This window comes from Halomonas sp. AOP43-D1-4 (genome assembly GCF_052446175.1).
GTDB classification, from domain to species: Bacteria; Pseudomonadota; Gammaproteobacteria; order Pseudomonadales; family Halomonadaceae; genus Vreelandella; species Vreelandella citrativorans.
Window position 1 is genome coordinate 1 of record NZ_JBQSVY010000020.1, and the last position, 26,582, is coordinate 26,582.

General features: G+C 52.0%; 20 protein-coding genes and 2 pseudogenes. 18 read left to right on the forward strand and 4 right to left on the reverse strand.

Annotated features, from left to right (window positions below; genetic code table 11):
- Positions 1–212 precede the first annotated feature (212 nt).
- The 9 genes and pseudogenes from ACT3RQ_RS16360 (at position 213) to ACT3RQ_RS16400 (ending at position 9,461) form a co-directional block, all read left to right on the forward strand.
- Positions 213–1,271, forward strand: coding sequence for an IS110 family transposase (locus tag ACT3RQ_RS16360; RefSeq protein ID WP_192536300.1), 1,059 nt, complete (start codon positions 213–215; stop codon positions 1,269–1,271).
- Between the two features lie 12 nt (positions 1,272–1,283).
- Positions 1,284–1,466, forward strand: a pseudogene (locus ACT3RQ_RS16365) (integrase core domain-containing protein); the annotation flags it as partial.
- A 697-nt stretch (positions 1,467–2,163) separates the two neighbouring features.
- Positions 2,164–3,306 carry a tyrosine-type recombinase/integrase gene (locus tag ACT3RQ_RS16370; RefSeq protein WP_192536301.1) on the forward strand — a complete coding sequence of 381 codons (1,143 nt, stop codon included), beginning with the start codon at positions 2,164–2,166 and terminating at the stop codon, positions 3,304–3,306.
- 535 nt (positions 3,307–3,841) lie between these two features.
- Complete coding sequence (locus ACT3RQ_RS16375) at positions 3,842–4,762, forward strand: hypothetical protein (protein ID WP_192536302.1); 921 nt, start codon at positions 3,842–3,844, stop codon at positions 4,760–4,762.
- Between the two features lie 1,020 nt (positions 4,763–5,782).
- The gene (locus tag ACT3RQ_RS16380; protein WP_441810056.1) at positions 5,783–6,262 is read left to right on the forward strand and encodes an NUDIX hydrolase; all 480 of its coding nucleotides are present in this window, start codon (positions 5,783–5,785) and stop codon (positions 6,260–6,262) included.
- Positions 6,259–7,053 carry a bifunctional hydroxymethylpyrimidine kinase/phosphomethylpyrimidine kinase gene (gene thiD / locus ACT3RQ_RS16385; protein ID WP_441810057.1) on the forward strand — a complete coding sequence of 265 codons (795 nt, stop codon included), beginning with the start codon at positions 6,259–6,261 and terminating at the stop codon, positions 7,051–7,053. Before ACT3RQ_RS16380 ends, thiD begins: the two co-directional genes overlap by 4 nt.
- Positions 7,054–7,254: 201 nt before the next feature.
- Positions 7,255–7,716 (forward strand): nucleoside 2-deoxyribosyltransferase, encoded by a 462-nt coding sequence (locus ACT3RQ_RS16390; protein WP_441810058.1) that lies wholly within the window; start codon positions 7,255–7,257, stop codon positions 7,714–7,716.
- The gene (locus tag ACT3RQ_RS16395; RefSeq protein WP_441810059.1) at positions 7,713–8,690 is read left to right on the forward strand and encodes a thymidylate synthase; all 978 of its coding nucleotides are present in this window, start codon (positions 7,713–7,715) and stop codon (positions 8,688–8,690) included. The genes ACT3RQ_RS16390 and ACT3RQ_RS16395 overlap by 4 nt, the downstream gene beginning before the upstream one ends.
- Before the next feature lie 18 nt (positions 8,691–8,708).
- Positions 8,709–9,461, forward strand: coding sequence for a class I SAM-dependent methyltransferase (locus ACT3RQ_RS16400; RefSeq protein WP_441810060.1), 753 nt, complete (start codon positions 8,709–8,711; stop codon positions 9,459–9,461).
- A 152-nt stretch (positions 9,462–9,613) separates the two neighbouring features.
- Here ACT3RQ_RS16400 and ACT3RQ_RS16405 read toward each other — a convergent pair whose 3' ends face one another.
- Complete coding sequence (locus ACT3RQ_RS16405) at positions 9,614–10,624, reverse strand: DNA-binding protein (protein ID WP_444680903.1); 1,011 nt, start codon at positions 10,622–10,624, stop codon at positions 9,614–9,616.
- 184 nt (positions 10,625–10,808) lie between these two features.
- Here ACT3RQ_RS16405 and ACT3RQ_RS16410 point away from each other — a divergent pair, with 184 nt between their 5' ends.
- Both ACT3RQ_RS16410 and ACT3RQ_RS16415 read left to right on the forward strand, forming a co-directional pair.
- Complete coding sequence (locus ACT3RQ_RS16410) at positions 10,809–11,303, forward strand: hypothetical protein (protein WP_441810062.1); 495 nt, start codon at positions 10,809–10,811, stop codon at positions 11,301–11,303.
- Positions 11,293–11,979 carry a hypothetical protein gene (locus ACT3RQ_RS16415; protein WP_444680904.1) on the forward strand — a complete coding sequence of 229 codons (687 nt, stop codon included), beginning with the start codon at positions 11,293–11,295 and terminating at the stop codon, positions 11,977–11,979. Before ACT3RQ_RS16410 ends, ACT3RQ_RS16415 begins: the two co-directional genes overlap by 11 nt.
- Here ACT3RQ_RS16415 and ACT3RQ_RS16420 read toward each other — a convergent pair.
- The gene (locus ACT3RQ_RS16420) at positions 11,976–14,945 is read right to left on the reverse strand and encodes a Tn3 family transposase (protein WP_444680905.1); all 2,970 of its coding nucleotides are present in this window, start codon (positions 14,943–14,945) and stop codon (positions 11,976–11,978) included. The two genes, ACT3RQ_RS16415 and ACT3RQ_RS16420, sit on opposite strands and share 4 nt — an antisense overlap.
- 2 nt (positions 14,946–14,947) lie before the next feature.
- On the reverse strand, positions 14,948–15,508 hold the full coding sequence (locus ACT3RQ_RS16425; protein ID WP_019677822.1) for a recombinase family protein: 561 nt from the start codon (positions 15,506–15,508) through the stop codon (positions 14,948–14,950).
- 273 nt (positions 15,509–15,781) lie between these two features.
- On the opposite strand from ACT3RQ_RS16425, the gene ACT3RQ_RS16430 reads away from it, so the two are divergent.
- Complete coding sequence (locus ACT3RQ_RS16430) at positions 15,782–17,107, forward strand: IS1182 family transposase (RefSeq protein ID WP_444680906.1); 1,326 nt, start codon at positions 15,782–15,784, stop codon at positions 17,105–17,107.
- A 307-nt stretch (positions 17,108–17,414) separates the two neighbouring features.
- Complete coding sequence (locus tag ACT3RQ_RS16435; protein WP_061333261.1) at positions 17,415–18,167, forward strand: hypothetical protein; 753 nt, start codon at positions 17,415–17,417, stop codon at positions 18,165–18,167.
- Between the two features lie 39 nt (positions 18,168–18,206).
- On the opposite strand, the gene ACT3RQ_RS16440 is transcribed toward ACT3RQ_RS16435, so the two are convergent.
- Positions 18,207–19,295: a hypothetical protein gene (locus tag ACT3RQ_RS16440; protein ID WP_292276785.1), complete on the reverse strand. Its 1,089-nt coding sequence runs from the start codon at positions 19,293–19,295 to the stop codon at positions 18,207–18,209.
- 40 nt (positions 19,296–19,335) lie between these two features.
- Here ACT3RQ_RS16440 and ACT3RQ_RS16445 point away from each other — a divergent pair.
- The 5 genes and pseudogenes from ACT3RQ_RS16445 to ACT3RQ_RS16465 all read left to right on the forward strand — a co-directional run bounded on the left by ACT3RQ_RS16445 (position 19,336) and on the right by ACT3RQ_RS16465 (position 26,568).
- Positions 19,336–20,427: pseudogene (locus ACT3RQ_RS16445) on the forward strand (IS3 family transposase).
- A 513-nt stretch (positions 20,428–20,940) separates the two neighbouring features.
- Positions 20,941–21,951, forward strand: coding sequence for a hypothetical protein (locus ACT3RQ_RS16450; RefSeq protein WP_200204594.1), 1,011 nt, complete (start codon positions 20,941–20,943; stop codon positions 21,949–21,951).
- An 808-nt stretch (positions 21,952–22,759) separates the two neighbouring features.
- Positions 22,760–23,314 carry a tyrosine-type recombinase/integrase gene (locus ACT3RQ_RS16455; RefSeq protein ID WP_444680907.1) on the forward strand — a complete coding sequence of 185 codons (555 nt, stop codon included), beginning with the start codon at positions 22,760–22,762 and terminating at the stop codon, positions 23,312–23,314.
- 7 nt (positions 23,315–23,321) lie between these two features.
- Positions 23,322–26,351 carry a Tn3 family transposase gene (locus ACT3RQ_RS16460; RefSeq protein ID WP_441810064.1) on the forward strand — a complete coding sequence of 1,010 codons (3,030 nt, stop codon included), beginning with the start codon at positions 23,322–23,324 and terminating at the stop codon, positions 26,349–26,351.
- Positions 26,338–26,568: a hypothetical protein gene (locus ACT3RQ_RS16465; protein WP_444680908.1), complete on the forward strand. Its 231-nt coding sequence runs from the start codon at positions 26,338–26,340 to the stop codon at positions 26,566–26,568. The genes ACT3RQ_RS16460 and ACT3RQ_RS16465 overlap by 14 nt, the downstream gene beginning before the upstream one ends.
- The last annotated feature ends 14 nt before the right edge of the window (positions 26,569–26,582 follow it).

The following is a 26,582-nucleotide window of genomic DNA, read 5'->3' on the forward strand; positions in this document are numbered from 1 at the left end:
ACTCAGTCTACTATACTTGTGAACATCATATTGGCCTGACCCGTGCTGGGATTGGCTTTACTGCCTTCGCGTTGACCTGTCGGCCAGTATTGATGTTCCCCGAGGCTTCCCGGGCTCAGCGTTTGTGACCTAATAGGAGCTTTGTTCTGCGCCGTGAGTGTCCTGTCCTGCGATTGAGATTGGGAATACGCCACCACTAAGGAGTGTATCCCATGAAACTTGAATCGCCACAGGAAGTTATTCTAGGTGTAGATACACACCTGGATGTCCATGCAGGTGCTGTAATCAGCGAGATAGGTCAGTTACTTGGAACTCGATCCGTTTCCGCAAGTTCGGCAGGTTACCTTGACTTGCTAAGCTGGGCTTCGTCTTTTGGCACCCTGACTCGTGCAGGTATCGAAGGGACAGGAACCTATGGTGCAGGACTTTGCCGTTTCCTGATCGATAATGGAATCACGGTTCTTGAAGTGAATCGGCCTGATAGAGCCAAGCGACGACAGCAGGGCAAGTCCGACCCGACGGATGCCGAAAGTGCAGCTAGAGCGGTGTTGTCAGGTATAGCGACCGCCATACCTAAACAGCAATCAGGTGCCTGTGAGGCGATGCGCATCATATCCGTCGCCAGGCGCAGCGCCGTAAAGGCGAAGACGCAAGCGATCAATCAATTACGCGCCTTGCTGGTGAGTGCGCCCCAGGACATCCGCGAGAAGCTATGGAGACCGAAAACAGGCGACTGCGTGAAGGCTTGTGCAAAGATCCGTCACCTAGGAGATAGTGTTCTCTTGCAGGCGTTGACCTCAACGCTCAGGTCACTTGCCAAGCGATGGCTGACGTTAGCTGCCGAATTAGAAAAATTTGATAAGCAACTGGAGGCACTTACCCAAAAGCATGCGCAACAGCTGCGGAGTCGCTTTGGCGTAGGTCCTCATACTGCGGCTATTCTTTTGTCCGTTGCCGGAGACAACCCTGAACGCCTGAAGAATGAAGCAGCCTTAGCTTCGCTCTGCGGTGTAAACCCTCTACCCGCCTCCTCAGGCAAGACGACAAGGCATCGACTAAACCGAGGTGGCAGCCGAGCGGCTAACAATGCGTTATGGACGATAGCTATGGTTAGGATGCGAAGCGATCCCCGAACCCGTGCCTATGTAGACCGACGAACAGCGGAAGGACTTACGTCCAAGGAAATTCATCGCTGCCTGAAACGATATATTGTTCGAGAATTATTCCCACTGATAATGAGGGATCTTGGAAAATTACGGGAGAATATTTGACATAGGAGCGTCAACGCGGTTGTTGAGCGATTTTTCGGCAGTCTGAAACACGATTGGCTACTTAAAGTACACCAGCCAACACGGGCTCACATGAAACGGGATGTCGAGGCCTACATGAAGTATTACAACCTGGAGCGACTGCATTCATCGAATGGTGATCAGGCTCCAGCAGAGTATGAGAAATTAGCAAATTAATGTGTCCGGTTTTATTGACCAGAACAACTTCTAGCATCCTCTCAAAAAAGAAGACACGTCTTTGGGCATGTGATGCGTGCAAATCAATGGGAGTTCGGGACGATCAGGATCAGGCCAAGCCACCATTTAAAGAGCGCGGCAAGATGTTGAAATAGCCTCTCCCAAAAGAACTGTTAGCCCCTGATTGCGTGATGCAGCCAGTATTTTTGGCTGCTGTACGCAAAATGTTCAGGGGTAGGTATGCCCAAAAAGACAGATTTTAAGTACAGAGTCTCATAAAAACTAAGAAATACATTTAAAGCAATGATTATATTCATAATTATTGAAGTTTTTACTTAATCGAGTGACTGTTTTTTTGAGGCCATGAGCGCATTTTCTTACCTGTGGCGTGGGCAGTAGCTTAGCTAGACCGCAACACGTAAAAGCAAGGGTATTATAAAAGACCGTTTTCTAAATAGAGCATCAAAGCAGAAGTTTCGCCAGGTAGTAGCAGGCCGTTTGCCCTTTTCTAATTCATTAACTACCTTTAAGATATATTAAATGCAATTATGACAGGAGCATCAGCATGGGTTTTTTTGTGCTGACTTGAATAGGGCTAAATCCATTTCAGCTTTGAGCCTCAATGTTGATTACGGTCTTATAGCATAGCGGTTATTGCATACTCGGATCAGCCAACGTATTTCTATGGGATACCACCATGCAAAATGACAACAAACACATTATCGTCACATCGCAGCACTCAATGACGACAATCACACCTTCATTTCCGGCAACGGGTGTGATGGATTACGAGGAACCGCCCGTTCGGGTGATATTTGACCTTAGCCAACCATTCCCTCGCGGAAGCAATGCTGCTCACCGGCATTTGCGTAACCAGGAATCCGTTGCCAGCGTCACTTCAAAGCGGAGTCTCATTAACGAAATTGCCACCAAAGCTCTCGGCGCACCCAAGCCACCAAAGTTAAGCGCACCCAACAATGACGGTCGGGCTCAACATCCCAACCAGGCATTCCCCTATGATTATGTAGACTGGTCAACCCTGACGCCTGATGTGGTCAGCGAGATACTGGCAACCTACCGTGATTCCGGCCAATCCCCAGCCAAACGGAATGCCGTTCGTGCGGTAATTCGCGGTATAGCCACAGAAGCCTGGATGCTAGATCAGATCAGCCATGCCACCCTGGATCGTATTAAGCAGATCAAGGCGGCCCGTTATTCTCACGCTAAACGCGCCGGGACTGCCCATAGTGCAGGCACAATTAGGGCACTACTTGATTTGTGTGACCAAGAGCCCACTGCTAGGGCATTTCGTGATGGCTTGATGATTGCGATGATGGCATCCATTGGGCTTCGGCGTGCCGAAACAGTTAGCATCCAGCTCAAGGACATTGATTTCATCAGCCATGAGATCACGGTCGTAGGTAAAGGCCAAAAGCAGCGCTCGCTGACGTTACCAGACTGTGTAGTATGGCGCTTAAATGAATATCTGGATAAGTACCGTGGCCGTACTCCAGGTTATTTATTTAATCCCATTTGGGTAAAACAGAAGGCACCTTCAAACGACTATCTTAAAACCCCGTTAAGCCTTCGTAGCGTCAATAATCGTCTGGAACGCCTACGGCTGATGTTGCCCGATGAACTGAAGTTGGCCCCCCATGACTTGCGGCGCACCTGCGCGACGGATTTGCGGGAAGCCGGTATGTCGATACGGGAAATTCAGGTAATACTAGGCCATGCGTCTGTTGTGACAACCGAGCGTTATGTCTTCGATGAAACCAAGAGTCACCGTCAAAAAGCGGCGCGTTTACAGTCTGGCCGGTTCGGCTACCGCCCTGAATAACGCTGCTAACTTGGTGGTCAATAATGGTGACATATCCAATTAAATCAAACGAATATGTTTACAAAATATTTATCCAAACATGGGAAATAATATATGAGCGGGTTTTCAAAGGAATATCTAGCCCAGGTCGAAATAGGCATGAAACTTGAGGCCGCCACTAGCGATCGTCTTTTTGCCACAGAGGAACTGCTTCGCCATAAACCTACGTCAGCCGCGGTAAGGCACATGGTAAAACATCTCGGATTGTGTGCTGCGTCTGTCAGAGAATGCGAGAACTTTGATGCGATTATGCCCCACGACTGCGACGATCTTCGGAATCATTTCATGATGCTCGTTCAGCAGGCTGGGGAGTGGATTGATAGTAGCTTTTAAAAGGATAAGTTTCGAGGCACTTTTGTGACTTATGAAACTGCATGATATGCCGCAATACACTAAAAACACTATATATGATTATATATAGAGTATTAAAAACGAACATTAGTGTTAACTTGCTATCCTGATATAGGTATACGCACTGCTTTAGCGGAGACACTTCATGACAACTGACACCCTGGATAAAGACTACCGACGCTTCAGGCTCATTCATCAAGCGGGTGAGTGTTTTGGTCGATTGGTGAAGGCCATTGACGACGTGTGTGCACAGTACGAGAGAGAACGTCCGCAGGCCTGGGCCATGACGGCTGCGCATGCCAATTCCGATTGGCTACGGTGTGTCCTGATGGATATGTGGCATGAGGCAGGCACATCGGGTGTGTTGACATCCAAGCATGCAGGCGTCATTGCAGCTTCCGAAACACTGAGAGAAAAATTCGGTGGGTTGAATAAGCAAAAGGCTATGTTTCGGGCGATTGCCGATGAGATCAAGCAGACTGAGCCGCAACACAACTCGCAATCGTTACTCAAAGCAGAAGTTGGCAGCCAGTTCCAGTATTTGCGCCAGCACTTGAACACAGCAGGGCTTGCCAGGTTGAGCCTGAAGAAGACGATACGAGCGGTGCATGTTCTCGATCATCCGATCCGGCATATCGGCGTTGGGTGGCAGGTTTCTGGGCGTTCGATTGTAAAAATTAGCATCGCGGAGGCCGAAAAGCGGCTAATTAAGCTCGGCGCCGATCAGCCACACATCGCGATTCAGTTGAAAAAGCTGGCCAGTCTTCCAGCGAGTGAGCCGCTGGCGCTGGTACGCAAGCAAACCCCTCAGCTTCGGGCGAACGTTTACTTTGCTTCTGTTGAGGAACAACCTACCCCCCGCCCGCTCGCGTTCAATTCGTCTGTGCCTATTATTGTGCCACCCGATCCACGAACAGGATTGCTACCTGCGCTTCGAACACCGCCCTCAGAACCGGATATGGAACAACGTCGCAAGCGACGTAAAGATGCGAGAATAGACGTAGAGCCTTATTTACCGTCCATCGGTGTGCATCGCTACTGCATTGGCGCAGAATCAGTCGCGTAAGCCCCGTCACTCATGTATTTGGTCTTCCAGGGGTAAGCAGTTAGTGGCATCTGGCCTGCATTTCGTGCCATCCCAGAAATGAGTTTGGCTAGGTGGCTTATGGTTTGGATCATTGGGAATCCAAGCACCCTTCCGGTGTGCTGCCAACCGGCTGTCAGAAGCCTGTCGCTTTGCCGTTAAAGACCGCTTTAGTGGGAGCGCCATCAGGCCAATGTTCAGGCTGCTTGAACGTGCTTGGTATATGTGTCCAACTTGGGCGAATTTTTTCACTCTTTCTTTTACTTGTTTATGTCAGGATAATTGTTTTAATTCATATAGTTGTATAACGGTAATGTCCCTTTTCTCGGGTGCTACCCACAGGCTGTTCTGGAATTCGAGTTGATCTGTAGTCTCGGTTTGTGGCTTAAAGTCCAAATATCCCAACTTACGGGTAAGTGTCACAGGCCTATGTGAGGGTTGGCAGACAAACGTGAAAAATTCCCCAAAAACGGTCCTAACTTACTGACGAATATAATTTTAGACTAAGCATTTTTAGCTTGAACCGCTGATTTCTTACGCGAATGCTGTAGTATTTTGGGCAGAGAGCAAATATCGTTCAAATAGAGATGCTTATTTTCACTCACCTGTTAATAACTATCTCGCTTGAGGGGGAGGCAGGCGGGGATAAGCCTCAACAATTGCCTGAGCTGCCAGACACTGGCACAAGTGTTTCTTGGTAAATATTCAGGGACATTAGACACGGCAGATGCTGCACTTATTGGTTGAACTCAGGATGCCTGTCCAAGCATTTGTATCGTGCTAAATACAGGTAGAGGGTGGCCGACACGAAAGCCGCGTGTGACTCATCGTACGATTCACGCCGTTTCGTGAGTTGACTCCTTTCAGCGTCGTCATCATGCTGTGGTAGGTATAGCTACCATCCGGTAGTAGAGAATCATCGTTACAGACTGACGAAGATGTTTATCTCACGGGTTAGTGTGAGCAAACGTATTTTAAACAGGCATAACTCGGATAGGTGACATGCCGGAAACATGTTGGTACACGCGAGACATCAAGTCCTTGCAGCCGGTTGCAGCCACGATCTCGGCGGTAGTCGAGGGTGGTGCCGTTTTGCTAGTCCGGCGGCTCAATCCCCCAGATGCGGGCCGCTGGGGGTTTCCAGGCGGTAAGATCGAGACCGGCGAGCCAATACACGAAGCTGCTGTGCGTGAACTCTATGAGGAAACTGGGCTGCGGGCGACCGCAGAGCGTATCTTCACGGCGGTCGACGTTATCGACCGCGATCCGCAGGAGGTTCTACACCATCACTTTATCTTGATCGCGGTGCTGTGCCGTGATCCCACCGGGGTTCTCACACCGGGAAGTGACGCAGGTGATGCTCGGTGGTTCCAGCTTGACGAAATTGAAAATGCCTCTTTGGCAACAAGCTTCCAGGTTGCGGAGGTAGCGCGCGAAGCTGTAGCGCTGGCATCAATCAAGAAAGACGGCGAAACACTATGATTGCGAATGTTCTCAGCATTGCTGGCACCGACCCCTCCGGCGGGGCTGGTATTCAAGCAGACCTGAAGACCTTCTCCGCGCTCGGGGCTTACGGGATGAGCGTTATAACAGCCGTAGTGGCTCAGAATACGCGTGGTGTTCGATCATTTAAGGCGCTCGATGCGGATTTTGTTGGCGAGCAAATCGACGCCGTACTTGACGATGTGCGCGTTGACGCCATCAAGATCGGCATGGTCGCTAACGCAGAGATCGCGCAGGTCATCGCTCATCGAATTGACCACTACAAGTTACGTAACATTGTGGTCGACCCAGTGATGGCAGCAAAAAGCAGCGATCCGCTGCTGGCTGCTGACGCCATTGCAACCGTTCGTGACGAATTGGTGCCGCGTGCTACCGTGATTACTCCGAACCTGCCCGAAGCTGGTCTGCTTTTGGACCGATCGCCAGCGCACTCGCTCGAGGCGATGGATGGCTGCTCAGCCGAGCTCCACCGCCTTGGCCCTGCTTGGGTGGTGTTGACGGGCGGCCATCTTGATAGCGCGGAGAGTGTGGATATTCTCTACGGCGGCGACATTCCGCAGCACATCAGCGCCCCACGCATTAGTACGAAGAACGATCACGGCACGGGTTGCACGCTTTCCTCCGCGATTGCTGCGCTCCTGCCGCACAGCTCAGTGCCAAATGCCGTAGCGGACGCGAAGCATTATCTATCTGGGGCGTTAGCCGCCTCAGAGCAACTCCAAGTTGGCGGTGGCCACGGTCCAGTTCACCACTTTTACGCCCTGTGGTAGAGTTTTCAGGCCGCTACGGACTTACAAACTCGAAACTTTGTATCCAAGCATCGATTGCTCCGAGTATGCGGCGAATCACATTTTCGCAAGTCTCTGATTATTTTTACAATTCGTGAGCTTACTTGGCGCTAGCTCTCCATATTTGCAAAACAATCAGGCTAAAATGAGGTATTTCAGCTTTCCAATCGAGGGGAGTAATAAATGAAACGGTTATTTCTAGCGGGGCCATTTAAATCGCTCGTGGACCCAACTACTGGGAGAATGTCTGATAAAGATATTGACTTATTCAACCGAATTATTCTCTTTTTCGAAGATAGAAACTGGGAGGTGCATTCGGCACACCGACGCGAAAAATGGGGGCAAGAATTCATGTCTCCAGACGAATGTACAAAAAAGGACTATGAGGAAATCAGTCGTTGCGACGTATTTGTTGCGTTTCCGGGCTCACCCGCCTCTCCTGGAACGCATATCGAATTAGGATGGGCATCTGCCTTGAATAAGCAAGTTATCCTACTGCTCGAGGAAAAAGCTGAATATGCCTTTCTAGTTCAAGGACTGAACCAAGTTGGAAATACGACATCGATTTTCTATTGCAATTACGATCTAGATCCCAAGTGGATTGAACACGCAATAGAGAGTTTTTTCGGGAGGAGCCAACATTGAATCACTTCGAAAACTTTGACTGCCTCTACCATGCGACGCTTCGTAATGTTCACTCAGAATTTGAGCATGAAAATTCTCCCAGAGGCCAATCAGAATATGAGGTCGTCGGGTATTCGGCGCGACTGCAGAATCCACGGTCGCGTTATAGCCTCAGTATTGAGCGAAAGCAGAATATTGTCTTCAATTTTGCTGAAGCCTTATGGTATCTGTCAGGGCGTAATGATTTAGCCTTTATCCAGCATTACGCCCCATCAATGGAAAAATACAGCCCAGATGGAATAACGCTACCAGGAACCGGCTATGGAAAAAGACTGAGACATTACGCTCCTAATGATTTGGATCAGATTGAACGGGCTATCGACGTCCTGAAGAATGACGATGCGGATAGTAAGCGAGTCGTTCTGCAGATCTTCAGTGCTGACGAGGATATCTACAAACATAATATCGATGTGTCATGCACCCTGGGTCTTCAACTTTTGCTACGTGACAACAGGCTCAATATGGTCTCGTTTATGCGGGCCAACGACGCGTATATCGGCTTTCTCAACGATATCTTTTCGTTCACGTTCTTACAAGAATACATAGCGGCGCGAATTCGGTGTGATCTAGGTCATTACACTCACCAGGTTGGGTCAATTCACATTTATAGCCGGATGATGGCTAAAGCAAGAGACGTAATAAGTAGTCAAAAGGTACCATTAAATAGCCAGCAACTACCCGTGATGCCTAGCTGCACTACAAAGGAAACCATAATGGTAGTTCTGAGCTATGAAGCTTCGATCCGTAACGCTCAAGAAAATTTTGACACTCTTGTCAACTGCAATTTACCGAACTATTGGAAAGACATTCTCATTATGTTCTGGATTTACGGAGAAATTAAACAAGGTTCACAAGTGCCAGAGAAAGTGCTTAACCACATTCATCCATATTACCGGCCATTTCTTGAAAATCGGTGGCCGAGAGTTTGGTGTTAACCACGAATCGGTGAGCTTATGTTTACGAATTGGACCAAGGCCACTGTGTCATCCGGTTTCGACGCATATGATGACTGGGTCGAGGATATTTTCGGCTACCAGCCTTTGATTTCGAAACTGATCTCCGACGTTGGCAGGGAATCAACTGTACTTGACTATGGCTGTGGCAGCGGGAAAGTATCCCGGCGGTTAGTGTCATCCGGGATGCATCAAGTGACTGGTGTCGACATTGCACCAGTCATGATTGATAAAGCTAAACAGATGTCTAGCGACCGCGAGCGATACTTTCAAATAGACAGCGCAATCTTGCCGTGTTCTGACAATAGCTTTGATGCTGCGATCAGTTCTTTTGTGTTTATCAACATACCAAGTAAGGAGCAGCTAGCCAACATAGCGTGTGAAATAGCTCGAGCTCTAAAGCCCGGTGGCACCTTTTACATACTCGACACCAACCCTAATGCTCTCGGCATTCAATTTCCCACGTACAAGAACGGGTATGAAGACACTTCCTATCACGACGGCGACGACAGGCCTGTCCAGCTTCGACTGCCCGGTGGATCAGTCCTAGATTTAGTGGACAAAAACTGGGCTTTATCTACGTATTATAGCATCTTAAGTTTTGCAGGGTTTTCTTCAGTAAAGGCTACTGAAATGGAGTTTCGTGAAGTACAGTATGATCAAAGACCGAACGATTATAAGTTGCTGCACGGGAAGACGCCATTCATTTTATTCGAGGCTAGAAAAGGCGCAAATCCTGTTACTTTGTCATAAGCAGGCGTTTGCAAGGCTTATCCCAGGCAACGATCTTGCGGCTGTAGATGTCCATCATCAGGCGCATACCTGTGTTGCGAATCAGCCAATCCCCACTAAATATGTCTTGGCGAGTAACCGGTAATGTCGCCGCGGTGTGTGATAGGTAGCCTTCACGTCTCCGGTGCAGCAGGTAGTAGGCGGGCCAGCATCTCGTTCTTTATCTTAAGCTCTGTTGCCAGTTGCTCGATCTGACCTTTCGACTCATTGATAACCCGTTTCTGCTCTCCAGAGGCGACCTGACCGTCACGCAGCGTTGTCACGTCCTGCTCCAGACGAGCCCTTTGGCTCGCAGTGCGCCGGTGTGCCAGGGTCTCCTTGCGAACCTGTTGCTCCAACTGATCCGAGTATTTTCGAGCTTCGGTTAACTCGGTAAACAGGCGAGTGACTTCCCGGGTGGACTGCGTCTGTTCTTCCCACTTAACGGCTAACGCTTGTTGCAATTGGCGCTGCTCCGCTTGGACTTGCTGAACTTGCTGTTCATGACGCCGCTGATCCTGCTCCCGCTGCTCTTTCACAGAAACCCGGTAGTGCTCCAGCGCCTCGCGGGCATGTCCGTGTTTTTCTTCCAGTGAATCCACCTGGCGTTGCTTGTCCAGAACTTGTTCGGTGAGATCGTCAATGCGTTGTGCTTGGGCGCGGCCGTCGCCCTGTAGGTTCGAGAGGGCTTCACGCAGCGCAGCGACTTCGGCGTGTAATTCATCCCTCTCCTGCACCAAAGCGCCATTTCGCTTCTGTTGTTGCTCGCCCTCAGCGTTCTGTACCACCAACGCTTCCCGCAGACTGACCACCTCGGCCTGGTGGCGCTGTTCGGCCTGCTCAATGGTCTCCTGCGCGTCCTGACGTAATTGCCGAGCCAGTTGACCTACCAAGTCGGTTACGTGGTTGCTCAGAAGCGCTTCGTCGTCCAGACGGGTGCTTTCACGCCCCTCAATCGCTTTCAGGTGGTTGCTGATGGTGGTCTTTGAGCCGGTGTTGCCCAACTCGGCTCGTATGGCGTCGATGGAGGGGTGAGCATTGCGAGCCAGAAGACGTTTACGAGCGTCCTCGACCAGGGGTTGGGTGATGCCGCCTCGGGCCATGATCGTGTCCTCATGTTTATTTCGTACTGTAGTACATATCATGTAATTACGTAATATATACGTCAGAAAGATAATTTAAAAGCACTGCCAAACAGACATGTGATAATCCAGAGTTATCCATTGTGATACCCAGTTTGTCGACTATACTGACCAAAGCCCGGTACGAAACGGCGTTGGTCAACTACCCGGGACCGAGGCCATACGCCCACAATGAAGGAGCCCACAAGTGCACAAACAAGCCGACCCACTTGACCAGGTGCTTGCCTTTCGGGCGTTTGATTTTCGGAACCGATTTCCAGACCCATTACCGAACTTCCGTGCCGCCCTGGAATGCCTGCAAAGCGAAGACGCCTATATGCCGGATGTTGACGAACAGATCAGGGCCTACCTCAAAGACGGCCGCTCGATTACCATTCCAAACAGTTTCTTCTGGGTGGAGCAAAAGCACTTTGCGTCATTGGCCGAGGCACAAAGCTGGGTGCAGGCCCGCCAGAAAAGAGCTGCCAAGGGGTCTCCTCTGGATAGGCTCGCCGGTTCAGTGATCGCCAACCCCGACGATCCAACTGAAAAACAAGTGCGCGATGCGGTGGCGAAGACGTTCACAAAGATGGTTTCAAAGGCAGACAATGAGGCCGTGTGCGAGTCGGCAAAAAGTTGGTTAAGGGAAGCGATACGAGCACTGCCGAAGTCGGACGACGTCGGTGCGCCCAATGACGATTGATCGGTACGTTCGCGCCGCCACTCGGGACAACACCCGGCGCAGCTATCGGTCAGCGGTCGAGCATTTTGAGGTGACCTGGGGCGGGTTTCTGCCCGCAACAGCCGACAGTGTGGCTCGCTATCTGGCCGACCATGCCGAACGTCTTTCTGCTGCCACTCTGAAGCAGCGCCTGGCGGCGTTGGCTCGCTGGCACCGGGACCAGGGTTTTCCAGATCCGACGAAAGCCCCTTTAGTACGCACGGTTCTGAAGGGCATTCGCGAAGAGCATCCGTACCGGCAAAAAAAGGCAAAGCCGCTGGCCATCACCCAGCTCCAGCAAATGGATCAGTGGCTGGCAGGACAGATCGCGGAGGCGCGGCAGCACGATGCCCGGCGTCTCGGAGTCTGGTTGCGCAATCGGGCCATGGTATTGCTCGGGTTCTGGCGAGCCTTTCGTAGTGACGAACTCTGCCGATTAACCATTGAAGATGTCGTGCTGACACCCGGTGCAGGCATGTCCTTTCACTTGCGCCGGAGCAAGGGGGACCGTCAAGCAGAGGGGCGAATGTACAAAGTGCCTGCCCTGAAGCAATGCTGTCCTGTCGAGGCCTGTCAGGACTGGCTGGAATTTCTGAACCAACCCAGTGGTTCACTGTTCAGGGGGTCAGCTCACGAAACGGAAAAAATCGTACGCTAAGACCTCTGCAGTGTTCGTAACGATCGGTACTTTCCTTGTTCGACCTGTTTGTCCTGCTGCCAGATATAGTCGCCGGTCAGGTTGATGTGCTCCCAGCCCAAGGGAGAAAGATGCCGCAGAAGCGTCTCGTCGATATCCCGGCCGTCTTCGCGCAGTGCTTGAACCGCCCGCTCCATATAAACCGTATTCCAAAGGATAATAGCGCTGACGACGAGATTGAGTCCGCTTGCACGGTAGCGTTGATTCTCGTAACTGCGATCGCGGAGTTCACCGAGCCGGTTCAGGAAGACGGCACGAGCCAGCGCGTTCTTAGCCTCGCCCTTATTCAAACCAACCTGCACGCGGCGACGCAGTTCGACGTTTTGCATCCAGTCGAGTGCGAATAATGTTCGCTCAATGCGGCCCAGCTCGCGCAATGCGATCGCGAGGCCATTCTGACGCGGATAGCTCCCGAGCTTGCGCAGCATCAGTGATGCGGTGACAGTGCCCTGCTTAATCGATGCCGCCAAACGAAGGATTTCGTCCCAATGCGTCCGAATGTGTTTTACGTTGATGCGACCGCCGATTAGGCCTGCGAGTGTCGGATACTGTTTTGTGTCACCATTTATGTACAGACGACGGTCGGCTAAATCACGAATACGCGGGGCGAAGCGGTACCCAAGCAAGTGCATCAAGGCGAACACATGATCGGTAAAGCCAGCCGTGTCCGTATAGTGCTCCTCTATCCGAAGGTCGGACTCGTGGTACAGCAAACCATCCAGAACATGAGTGGCATCGCGAACAGTGGCGTTAATGACCTTGGAATGAAACGGCGCGTACTGGTCCGAGATATGCGTGTAGAACTGTACGCCCGGCTCCTGACCGTATTTCAAATTTACATGGCCAGCAAATTGACCGCGACCGCCGGCTTTGAAGTTCTGGCCATCCGATGATGACGTGGTGCCATCACCCCAGTATGCGGCGAACGATTGGCGAGAATGAGCGTTGATCAGGCTCCCCAATCCCGCTGAATACGTTTCATCGCGTATGTGCCACGCCTGGAGCCACGTCAGCTTAGCGTAGGTGGTGCCAGGGCAGGACTCAGCCATCTTGGATAGCCCCAGGTTGATCGCATCAGCCAGGATCGTCGTGAGTAGTAGCTGTCGATCCCCAGCGGTTGCGCCGCTTTTGAGGTGAGTGAAGTGTTGCGTGAAGCCCGTCCAGTTATCGACTTCCAACAACAGTTCGGTGATCTTCAAGTGCGGCAACCGACTATAGGCCTGTTGCATCAGCGCTTCCGCCGCATCAGGCACGGCGTTGTCCAATGGCGTGATTCTTAGGCGGCCCGAGGGTGAGATACCTGCATCGGGTAACTGGTCGGCGAAGGCCAGGCGTTCTACGGTGATCAACTCCTGGTCCAGCGTTGCCAATCGCGATTCCAAGTAGTTATCGCAATTCGTTTCAACCGCCAATCCGAGCTTTCGATCTTCACGCTGACCCTCGAACCGTGTCGGCGGCAACAGGTAATCCTCGAAATCCTTAAACTGCCGCGAATCCTGGACCCAGATGTCCCCGGAACGTAGCGCATTTTTGAGCTCGGATAGCACGCACAGTTCATAGAAGCGCCGGTCAATTCCGTCCGGTGTGTACACCAGACTTTCCCAGCGCTTGCGGATAAAGCCAGTCGGGGCGTCATCCGGCACTTTACGAGACTGGTGCTGATTCATGTTCTTTAGCAGCTCGATCCCGGCGTGTAACTCGCGCGCCGCCGGTGCGGCCTTCATATCCAGTGCATCCAGAAGCGTCGGCGTGTAACGCCGCAGCGAGTTGAAGCCACTACCAATTAAAGCGAGGTAATCGAAGTCTTCTGACTGGGCCAGCTTTTCCGCTTCGGTGATGCTTGCACTGAATACCTCCCATGGCATGATCGCCTCAATGGCGGCATACGGATCGCTTCCGGTCTGTTTGGCATCGAGCAGTGCGCGCCCAACACGCGAGTACAGACGTACCTTATTATTAATTTCCTTGCCGGAGCGCTGGAAGCGCTCAGCATGTGTACGCTTGGCCTTGCTGAACAGCGAGCCCATAAAGCGATCATGTAGGTCAATGATCTCGTCAATCAGCGTGGCTCGTGTATCGAGTATGATTGCCACTAGTGTGGCGTAGCGACGGCTCGATTCAAGGTCCCGCAAGTGCTGGGCGGTCATTTGCCCGCCTTCACGGGCGAGCTTCAGCAGACGGTTCTGGTGGATGGTATGTTCAAGCCCAACCGGGAGGTTGAGCTCGCGCACGGTCTGTAATCGTTGGAGGTGGAACAGAATATGTTTGGGCCTCGGTGGTCCGGGAGACTGGCGCAGCCAGACGAGTGCACTACTCGACATATCCTTGCGAATCGCCAGCAACTGCTCGAAGGCGCGGCGATGCTGATTGGTCAATAGCGCGGTTAACGTTTCATACACGAGTCGGGTGCCTCGCGTGAGCGCTTCGCTGCACATGCGTTCGATGACATCCAGCGGCGGCAAAATGATGCGTTGTTGTCTAAGCAACTTGACCAGCGCTTCAGCCAGAACGATGCCGCGATCCGTTTGTTGGGCCAGGTCGACAATGGAGTCAATAAACCGCCGGTAGTCATCGCCGCTGAGCGAAGACAGGTTCAACCAGGCCTGCAATTCGACCAGATGCTCCCGTCGCGTTTCAGGCCTCTTGGCGTAGCGCGGCCAAATCTCAGGCCCAATGCTCAACTGCTGGCCGATGAGCGTTAATAAGGAGGCTGGTGGCTCGGCATTGGTGGGTAGCGCGATACCGGGATAGCGCAGATAACATAACTGGACCGCGAAACCGAATCGGTTGTGCGGGCCACGCCGCTGCCGAATCGCCGACAAGTCCGATTCGGAGAAAGTGTAGTGTTGGATGAGCGTGTCGTCCGTCTCTGGAAACGAGAGCAAGCTATCCCGCTCAGCGGCGGTCAATAGGCGACGGCGGGGCATAGTCAGTCAACCGTTTTCAGGTATTGGTACAGCGTCTCGCGGCTGATGCCGAATTCACGGGCCAGCGCCGCCTTTTGTTCACTGTTTGCAACGCGCTGCCGGAGTTCGACGATCTTTTCGGGAGAGAGGGCTTTCTTGCGACCGCGATACGCTCCACGCTTTCGAGCCAGTGCGATGCCTTCGCGCTGCCGCTCGCGTATCAATGCACGCTCGAACTCGGCAAATGCGCCCATGACGGAAAGCATGAGGTTGGCCATCGGCGACGCTTCGCCGGTGAAAGTCAGGCTTTCTTTGATGAATTCGATGCGGACACCCCGTTGGGTCAACGTGTGGACCAGGCGACGCAGGTCGTCAAGGTTGCGCGCGAGACGGTCCATGCTATGGACGACGACGGTATCGCCTTCGCGGACAAAGGTGATCAGTCGATCCAACTCGGGGCGTTGGGTATCCTTGCCGGACGCTTTGTCCGTGAACACCCGATCAACCGCGACCTGCTCAAGCTGGCGTTCCGGATTTTGATCAAGACTGCTGACTCGGATATAACCGATGCGCTGACCTTTCAAAACCCGCTCCCCCGTCGAAGTGTCAAGAGAACTCTAAGACCCCTCGCAACAAACGTCAACTATTTCTATATACCACCCTATTCTGACGCATGTACCACTCAATGCCTGACGCCTGGTTAGGGTGTAGTTCAAACTGACAGCGAATACCGGCAGGCTGCACATTAAACTCGGAGGATTTTTTTTGCGAAGACTCTGAACACGAACTAGGAGTCTGCGCGGCAGAAGCCATTGTCTGGCATAATAAACCGAAATTCTTCAGCAGCAGGAAGTCTTATGGGAACCACTTTCCGCCCGTATTCCCCCGACCAGGAATTGCTCCTTCCCCCAAGCCTGAACGAGTGGCTGCCTGAGGGCCATCTGGCCTATTTTGTCAGCGATGTCGTCGAAGAGTTGGATTTAAGTGCCTTTTACGCCCGCTACGAAGGAAGCGGTCGGCGCAACTCGCCCTTCGATCTACGAATGATGCTGAAGGTTCTGATCTACGCCTACGCCACCGGCGTTTTCTCCTCACGCAAGATCGCCCGGAAGCTGGAAGAAGACGTGGCCTTCCGGGTTCTGGCGGCGGGCAACTTCCCCAGGCATCGCACGATCTGTGATTTCCGCAAACACCATTTGGTTGCCTTCAAGGCTGTGTTTATTCAGGTGGTCCGGATTGCCCGGGAAGCGGAGCTGATCACGCTGGGAACACTGGCGATTGATGGCACCAAGGTTCGGGCTAATGCCAGCAAGCACAAGGCCATGAGCTATGGCCGCATGGGCGAGGAAGAAGATCGTTTATCGAAAGAGATCGATGCACTTTGTCGTCAGGCACGTCAGACAGACCAGTCGGAAGACCGACAGTTCGGCCCGGATAACCGGGGTGATGAACTGCCTGAAGAGCTTCAGTACCGGCAGGCGCGGCTGGAAAAGATTCGTGCTGCCAAAGAGAAATTGGAAGCAGACCAGAAAGAGCGGGACAAGGCCCGGGGCCGGTCCCCGGACGATGATCGGCGCTCACCTCGCGGGGGCCCAAACTTCAAGCGGGATTACGGGGTGCCGGATGACAAGGCTCAGAGCAATTTTACCGATCCGCAAAGCCGGATTATGAAAACGGCGGATGGGTTCCAGCAATGCTACAACGGCCAGTTGGCCGTGGATGGTGAATTCCAGCTGATTGTCGTCAACCACCTGGGCAATAATCCCAGTGACAATGGCTGTCTGATACCACTGCTGGATCAGGCAAAAGACACTCTGGAAACCTACCCGGATCAGTGCCTGGCTGACGCGGGTTACCGTAAAGAAGAAGATCTACAGACCCTGGAAGACAAAAGCATCGACGGCTATGTCTCGCTGCGTCGGGAGGGCAAGAAGAGTTCAGAGATAGACGCGAGCCGTTATCCGGCCACCGCCCGGATGGCCGGGAAGCTGGCCACGGCAACCGGGCGATCGGTTTACGCTCAGCGCAAGCATCTGGTTGAGGCGGTCAACGGCTGGATTAAGCATGTTCTGGGCTTCCGACAGTTCAGTCTGCGGGGCCTCAACGCCGTGCAGGGTGAATGGGATCTGGTCTGTCTGTCGCTCAATCTCAGGCGGATGAGTTCACTGATGAGGCTGACATAGAGGGTCCGAGGGATTCTTGGGCGTACTGAGTGATCGGACTACGATTACGCATTCGCTGATAACCGTCTTGACTGACTGAATAGAGAGAATCGAGACTCTATTCGGCTGGATATTGTGGATACGTTCTCGGGCCGAACTGTGATTCGACGCGGCGGAGGCACTTGCTCAAAACACTTCTGCCGCGCAGACTCCTAGGCTGGGATCGAAATGCCACTTGCATACTGCCGGATCATTTGGACGATTGATTCACTAAAGTTCTTCCGGGAGCTTCCGATAACTAGAAGAGTCTTTTGAAGGAGGAACAAGGATGGACATCAGTCACCTATCGCAATCGGCAAGTCAACAAGGGGTGTACTCGAATGGCTCCGCCAGGATCGTCCGCGAAACGCGAATTGATGCGGGGGTTCAGATCAGTGAGGTGCCATCGGTGGTTTACCATGGAGCGAAAGATAACCCTCTCAATACTGGCGGCCATGTTATTGATAAAATATACAAGATGCCGCAAGAAAGTCATGAGGCGACCAATGCCAGGTTGGATGAGATGATGGTGGCGTTGTCCACTGGTGTCGCCACGGCGTCAGCTGGTCTCAAGCGTACTTATGAGATGGCAATGGAGTCTCTATCACCCGATCTGCAAGAAAAGGATTGGGGGTTTTCAGTGTCAAACGGTTCATTAGTAATTTCGGAAGGCAGTGATGCCCTATCGACTGAAGACCGCGCAACCCTCAAGGACGCGCTCTCGATAGCAGATGTCGAATATCAGGCCAACCAGGTGGCTTCTACGATGATTCGGGCGCTGGAGCTGGATCGAGGGCCAGCCGGTGTGAGTAACGGTATCGGCCGATTCGATGTATCCCAGGGGAATTTTGGGGATATTGTTGATCTTCGTTCCTACCTGCAAGTGCACGAACCAGGCGGAAGCTATGACCTGAACCCGATAGATCCCACTGATTACGAGCGTCATTTCCCTTATGGCGGGCGCGCTTTGTTGGACCAGATCAGTGCGAATGCGCCCATCGGATATGCCAAGCCAGCAGACTTTGGACTGATCTCGCTGTAAGAGAAGACAAGGCCCAAGCAGTGCTTGGGCCTCAGGTATTTACTGGATGGTCTGATCGCAGATGTGCCCCAAGGTCACTGCGGGATAGTTGTCGCCTCCGACTCCGACTTCGTTCGGATCTGTATCCTTCACCCGAATCGACCACTTTCCTGCATTAAACTCTGACAGCCATGTATAGCCACCCGAATAGTCCGTGGTGGAATAATTGCCAGTGCAATCGGGCAACGAGATGATATTACCGGCGATACCGCTCGAATTGCTGATCGCTGTGTCGCCTGTCAATGGAATGTCGTCGGTATAATATTTAAAAGTCACCTCTGCTCCCTCAACAGGATTGCCACTTGAGTCCAGCACTCGTATGGACCAATCCAACTCATTATGCACTTGGTCAGTCAGAAAAGGGGAAGTGCTCATACGAACCAAATTTTCATCACTTCCGACATCGACGCTGTCAGAAGCAGTAACGCGTGATCCTACCAACAGCTCATAATCGTGCGCCGGATTCACGGCCACCGCCGGGTTTGGAGAAATTCGAACATTGAGGGTAAAGGGCGTTGGCAAACTGCCCAAATTATAGAGCATATTCGCGTCAAGAGTATTCCAGACGGTGCCTGTGAAGTACTCAATAACCCATTCGTTCTGGCCGTAGGCGTCCGTGAACTGGATCTGCAGATCCTGTCCATTTTCCGCCACGAAACTGAAATAGTCGATATCTTGGGCGCTGTCCATACTCCCAACCATCGGGGTCCGGTCATCAGGAATCGGTGTTGATAGACTTGCCGCGTCATTCAGTTCGTTGGCATCTACAGCCGTGTTCACCACTGCGCCAAATTGGAAGGCGGAGCCATCCGAGGCATTGGCGTCCATAGACCAATAGTAGTCACCCGGTTCAGTGAGAGCCAAGAGCCCCTCATCGGCATTGCCAGGTTGGTCCGATGTTCCCAGTGACGTCAGCGTATCGTCTGCCTCATGTTTGATCAGTGTCAGGGCGAAGTCCGTATTGGCATTCTGACCGGTCAGGAATACCGTGGTTTTCGCGCGCTGGGTTATTTCGAAGTGATAGCAGTAAGAGCCCCCTGTCGTGGTACTGTCCAGGGGGTAATCCCCCCGAAAAACAGCGGTGATCAAAAGTAGAATTTTCCGTAAGCTACACGCAGGGAGATTCTGCATGAAGAAGTCACGTTTTTCCGACAGCCAGATCCTGTCGATCCTGAAACAAGCCGAGAACGGTGTGCCGGTTCCGGAGCTGTGTCGTGAGCACGGCATGAGCAGCGCCAGCTTTTACAAATGGCGCGCCAAGTTCGGTGGCATGGATGCGTCCATGATGGCTCGGTTGAAGGAGCTAGAGGACGAAAACCGCCGACTCAAGAAGATGTATGCCGAGGAGCGACTGAAGGCTGACATTCTCAAGGAAGCCATCGAAAAAAAGTGGTAAAGCCGTCTCGTCGCCGTGAGATGGCGCAGAAAGCCGTCAGTCAGAAGCAGGTCAGTATTCGCTTGGCTTGCTGGATGTTCAGCATCAGCGAGACCTGCTATCGCTATCGGGCAAAGCTCAGCAGCGAGAATGCCGAGATCGCGGATTGGCTGATCCGGTTGACCCATAACCAGCGGAACTGGGGCTTTGGCCTGTGCTTTTTGCATCTGAGGAACGTCAAAGGATTTGGCTGGAATCACAAACGGGTTTATCGGATTTACCGGGAGCTGGAGCTGAACCTGCGCATTAAGCCCAAGAAGCGCCTGGTTCGTGAAAAGCCAGAGCCATTGGCTGTGCCGGAAACGATCAACGACAGTTGGTCGATGGACTTCATGCACGATCAGCTCAACGACGGGCGTAGCTATCGGCTGCTGAACGTGATTGATGACTTTAATCGTGAAGGCCTTGGCATCGAAGTGGACTTCTCGCTTCCGGCAGAGCGGGTTATCCGATCGCTGGATCAGATCATTGAGTGGCGAGGTAAACCGCGTTCTATCCGTTGTGACAACGGGCCTGAATACATCAATCAGTGGCAAGTTGTCAGCCTGGGCAGAACAACGCGACATCAAGCTGGCGTTTATCCAGCCGGGCAAGCCGCAGCAGAATGCCTATATCGAACGCTACAACCGCACGGTTCGTTATGATTGGCTGGCTCAGTATCTGTTCGAAAGCACCGAAGAAGTCCAGGATTATGCGACTCGCTGGCTCTGGCACTACAATCACGAACGACCCAATATGGGACTCGGAGGAATTACTCCTCAACAGAAGTTGGCCATGATGGCCTGAGGTCTACTTTTGACCCCCGTTAAAAATGGGGGGATTACCCTTTAGGCAAGCGCATTGCCACCGTGGCTAGACGAAATCAGGCGATTCCTAGCCAGGGATATGGAGGCGACACGGGCACATGAGCTAATGGAGCAGATGCGGGAGGCTGGGTTGCCGATCTAGCCGAGTGCTCTATTCTCAAATAATGTGGGTTCGCCTCGATGTTTGCGGGCCGCTACATCTATTCGCATTTCAGGAATTTTGTCTATGGGGGCCTAGGGAGCTACTATACTAGGTAATGATCAAAACGCCGGATGCAATCCGCTGGATAGGCTGACCGATTAGCTAAAGTTATTCCGGTAAGTCCCGATAACAAGAGTAGGGAGTATTCCGAAGGGGTTAGAGTATGGGCGTCAATTGCATACTGCAATTGGCAAACCAACAGCGTTTTTCTCGAATGGTTATCAGTGAGATGTCAACCAACTTTGGCTTTCAAAGCACGCAGAAGCGGCCATTGTCCGCCACGCTTAAAAAATGGGTGCATACCTTGATGCAAAGGTTCGTTCAAATCACGTATATGTATTTAGTGGAGGCATTGTTGTGATATCTACCATAAGCAGCCAGCCACTTGGAGTGCAAAATAAATACGCTAGTTTGGAAAAAACGGGATCTGGAGTCGAAGAGAAACCTATCAAGGACAGTGCTGGTCCTGAAAATAGTAATAACGACGTTACTATTTCAGATGCTGGCAGGAAAGCACTAGAGGCGTCCAGGGGCGGTCAATCCCCTAGCTATTACGAACAGTTTATGCCGACCTATGACGGATTTACAGCTGCTAATATTGCATTAGGTGTCAAAGAGCCTGGTCGTGATACATTTTCTGCTGGAAAAGATTTTAGCCAGGTTGCGATAGATGCACGCGCTAGTATGGATAATAATTATGAGCGCCTGGAGTCGATTGGAAAGTCATATCCGCCAAATAACGCACCTGCAGAAAGCAGAAATTCGTTACTGGGTGAGCTTGATAGGCGAGCACTCTATGCTGTTGCAAGTAATCAAGGCGAAATGTTCACAAAAGATGAGCAGGCCATAGCTCGTAATAAAATGAATCAACAACAGGGGCTTGCCATGGGACTTTACAGCGGTCCGACGAGCGAAAAGGATCAGTTTTCCGACCCTTTTGTTGGGAATATGGCGTCTAAGTTCAAAGCTGGGATAGAATTTTTAGATGCTGTAGGCAATGAGGAAAAAGGGACCTCTTTTGAATATGCGCACCAGCGCGCGGGCGTTCAAAAAGCATATGAAAGTGCGTCAATCAAAAACGGAGAGATACCAGAGGATTTTATGTCAGATAGTCCTCTTATAATGTTGTTATATGAAGCTATGGATGCAGCAGAGAAGTTTGGATCAAAAAGTATTACAGAGGGTCAAATTCTGAACGCGGAGGATATACGAAAACAGTCTTGGTTTAGTGGTTACGAGAATAGGTTGGATGATTCTATAAACGCCACCAGAGAGCTATACGTACCCAAATTCACTAAATAAATAGCCGAAAAGACAATATCTTATAAATAATTCACTGTGCAATGTATATCTACGTTACACAGTGAATTAATTTTAGTAAGATCAGTTTAAAAAAATTTATTCTACGGTAAATCGTACAGAATACTCACCAGTAATAAAGTTTTGTAGAATTACTTGTGATTCACAATCCGATGCAGGCTCAGCTCCATCTGAGAACTGGTATAGAGATCCGACTTTAATTACCGACCAGTTAAATCTGCAGCTTTGATAAGTGAAAGCACCTGCATCAACGGTGCCGGGGGTTTCTGATACAACAACGCTGGTATCGTTCGCAAATAACGGATCTGGCGCTGGAGGTGTCACAATTCCAGACGTATTCGATCTGATTAAAGTTTCATCTGAATTGCTGTCATTCACCAGCTCTATAGTCGTGGCCGCCGCGAGAGTCGGTAGTGATGTGGCAAACAATAAAGCTGCAAAGATCTAACGTAATGGTCTTATCTGTCTCATAATATTCCCCTAAGAGCTGATATTCATTCGCGTACCCGCTATTGGAATTAACGGCGGATTTCTCGCTCTGTTCGCCCAATGAGTGTAGTTGCAGAATTGAATTTTTAAAGCACAACTCATGCTGAAATGAAAATTATTTAGCAAGGGCCAGTCGTCGACTAATTACTGCGCAACTTTATGAATTGTGGAAAAAATGGTGTCGATATCATTGATGCCAAAGGCTTAGCGTACAATTTTTTCCGTTTCGTGAACTGACCCCTTCAGGGCGATTGACCGATGGGGGCACATTTCCGACGTTTCGTTGCACCCGAACAGCATCGTGCCGCTGCTGCGCCAGCTGCTGGCAGACGCGGACATTGAGGCAGCACAAGCGTTCAGCAGCCATTCGCTGCGACGCGGCTTTGCCACCTGGGCCAGTGCTTCCGGGTGGGAAATCAAAGCACTCATGGAATATGTCGGTTGGCAGGATGCCCAGACTGCCTTGCGATACATTGAAGCCAAGTCACCGTTCGAGCAGGCCCTGATGCAAATTCCAACCGTGGTTGCGTCTGCTGCCGGTCAGCCCCGCCTGACGAGCGCATCCGAGCCAAGTCACCGGGCATTGACCGTTCAGCTAACCTTAGAGCCGCAACGTCCTCGCAGCCGGAAACACCACCAGGCCCGCACGGTGATCGAAACCCATTGTCTGAAACCGTTCGAGGTGAAACACCAAGACAATGGAAACTACCACATCCAGGTTCCCGCAACGTCGGATGACCAACTGGACGAAATGATGGACGATTTGATTGATGAGATACACCGCATTGCGTCCGACAAAGCATGCTGGGTAGAGACACTGATCACGGACCCCGCCACCGGGCAGACGTGGGATTGAACCTGTCATGAGCGCCATCCAGGACACTGCCTACCCACGGTTTAGGACGGATATCCCGCAACACGAACTTGATGCAGTTTACGTGCCCACAGCCAGCGAGCAACGCTGGGCTCGTCGATGTGCCAAGCAACTTCAACATCGCTATTTTTTACTGTTGCACCTGAAGGCCTATCAGAAACAAGGCTTCTTCTGCGCAACGGGTGATCTGCCGTCCGATTTGAGTAGCTACATTGCTCAGCGCCTCGGCCTTCGAAAACGGCCGACCAAGATCCAGCAGAGGCAGTATGATCAATCCAGCGCCCGCGATCGCCACATCAATTGGATTCGGGCCTACGTCGGCAGCCGAGTCCTGGACGATGAAGACCGCATCTGGCTCGCAAACCAAGCCATAAACGCTGCCGAGTCCCGCGAGGTGCTGGCCGATATCATCAATATCCTTCTGGAGGAGTTGGTGCGTCACCGCTTTGAGATTCCCGGCTTTACGGTGCTGTTACGGTTCGCCAAGGATGCCCGGGCCACCGTCAATGACCGCTGTTACCGGTCTATCGTCAGCGAACTCGGGGGCGAAGCAAAAGCACTGATCAATGCTTTGCTGGTATCACCACCGGGGCTTGAGCTCAGCGGCTGGCAACGTCTGAAGCGTGAAATTCGTAAACCGACAAACAAGGAAATCCGATCTTACCTGCAACACCTCAGGTGGCTGAGGGACATGGTCGAGCAATTGCCAGGCGTCAAATCAATCCCGGCGACCAAGCGGCGACAGTTCGCCCAGGAAGCACGAGCACTTGATGTGGCCAAAATGGCTCGAATCCCAACGCGTAAACGCTATGCCCTGGCGGTGATCCTGATTCGGCAACAGTATGCCCAATCGCTGGATGATACCGCCGAGCTCTTGATCAAGATGATGAGGCAACTTGAAACCACAGCCCAGCAGAATCTCCTGACCTATCAAATGGAACAGACTCTGCGCACAGATCGACTGGTGTCCTGCTTTAAGGATGTGTTGACCGCAATGGCGGCAGAGCCAAATCCCTGGCAATCGCTTCAGACCGTTGTCGGAGACAAACGCCAGGAGTGGCTGGACGAATGCGAGGAGCATCTGGCCTATGCGGGCAACAACTATCTGCCTTTCATGTTGCGCCCGTTTCGCTCCAAACGCAGCCTGCTGTACAACTGTCTGGAAATACTCACGTTTCAAAGCACCTCCAGCGACTTACTGTCGATTCAACTGATCGAGTTACTCCGGAAGACCCGTTCATTGAAAGCCGAGACGCTGGATTTGCGGGTCCATGCGCCGGATCTGGTCGAAAGCATCCAGCAGACCAAGTGGACGCTCGAAAAGTGGCGCCGTCTGATTTTCATCCGGCCGGACAGTGTGACGGTTCACCGTAAATATTTTGAGTTGGCCGTTTTGAATCTGGTGAAACAGGAACTGAAGTCTGCCGATCTTGCGGTCGTTCACGGGGACCGTTTCGATGACCATCGGGATCAACTGGTGAGCTGGTCGGATTACGAGCAGGAAATTGATCAGTACGGGCTGGAAGTGGAGCTTCCCATCGAACCGAAGGCTCTCAGTCGCCATCTCAAGGATCAATTGACTCAGGTGAGCCGCTCGGTGGACTCAGCCTTCCCGGACAACACACACGCCGCGATCGAAGACGGTCGCATCGTGATCAAACGCAACCAGAAGCAGGGACTACCGACGAATTGGCAGGCCCTCGATGACGATATTACACGTCGGCTTGGCACCCGCAGCATCGTCGACGTTCTGGTCGATGCGGAGCGCTGGCTTGGGTTACATCGGGAATTCGGGCCACTGTCAGGCTATGAGGGGCGCGTGGAAAACCCCCGGTTGCGGTTCATCGCTACGCTTTTCTGCTACGGCTGCAACCTGGGGCCCTCCCAGACGGCCGATTCCATCAAGCAACTGAACCGTCGCCAGGTGGCCTGGCTCAATCTCAACCACGTCACAGAAGACAGACTGGACCGCGCGGTCGTCAAGGTCATCAACGCGTACAAAAAATACGAACTGCCCGGTTACTGGGGCACAGGCCGACGGGCTGCCGCCGACGGCACTAAATGGAACCTCTACGAGCAAAACCTGCTCAGCGAATACCACATCCGCTATGGCGGTTACGGCGGCATTGGTTACTACCACGTCTCGGACACCTATATCGCGCTGTTCAGTCATTTCATCCCCTGTGGTGTTCACGAAGCGGTGTACATCCTCGACGGACTACTTGAGAACCGGAGCGATATCCAGCCGGATACCTTGCACGGTGATACGCAGGCGCAAAGCTATCCTGTTTTCGGGCTGGCCTATCTGCTGGGGATCAAGCTGATGCCGCGTATCCGGAACATCAAGGATCTGAACTTCTACCGGCCCGACCGGCGGTTTCGTTACGCGCATATCGAAGAGCTGTTCAATGGTCAGATAGACTGGCCTCGGATTGAACGACACCTTCCGGATATGTTGCGTGTGGCCGTGTCCATCAAGCTCGGTAAAATTACTGCATCAACGATCCTGAGGCGGCTGGGAACCTACAGCCGCAAGAATAAACTGTATTTCGCGTTCCGGGAGCTGGGCAAGGTGGTACGGACCGGCTTCCTGTTGAATTACATTGACGATGTGGAGTTGCGTCAGACCATCCACGCCGCAACCAACAAGAACGAGCAGTTTAACGGCTTTGCGAAATGGAGCTTCTTTGGTGGCGAGGGCATCATTACGGCCAACCTGCGGCACGAACAACAAAAGGTGGTGAAGTACAATCATCTGGTGGCAAACATGCTGATCTTACACAACGTCGAAGCCCTCAGCCGAGTGTTGCGGGAGATGGCAGCGGAAGGAATCGCCATCACGGAGGATGTCCTGAAAGCACTATCGCCATACCGAACCCGTCATATCAATCGTTTCGGAGATTACACGTTGGACTTTAGACGTCCGGTAGGACAGCAGTTATTTGATTTAAAACTTGCTGAAATCGCCCCTCAAGGACAGCCCAAGGATCGGACAAGCTCCGAAGATGAATCAGGATAAAAACCGTGGTCTAAAAATCAATATTTCAACAGGTTGGGAGCATTTCTGGGGAATTTTTCACGTTTGTCTGCCAACCCTCTATGTGAAGAAGCGTACTGATCAGGGCCTTACAAAACTAGAAATTATCCGTTGTCTGAAGCGCTACATAGCCCGGGAGGTTTACCACATCATTCGCGCCGGAAATCGAGCGATCAATCAGGTACAAATAGACACTTGATCTTTAGAAATGCG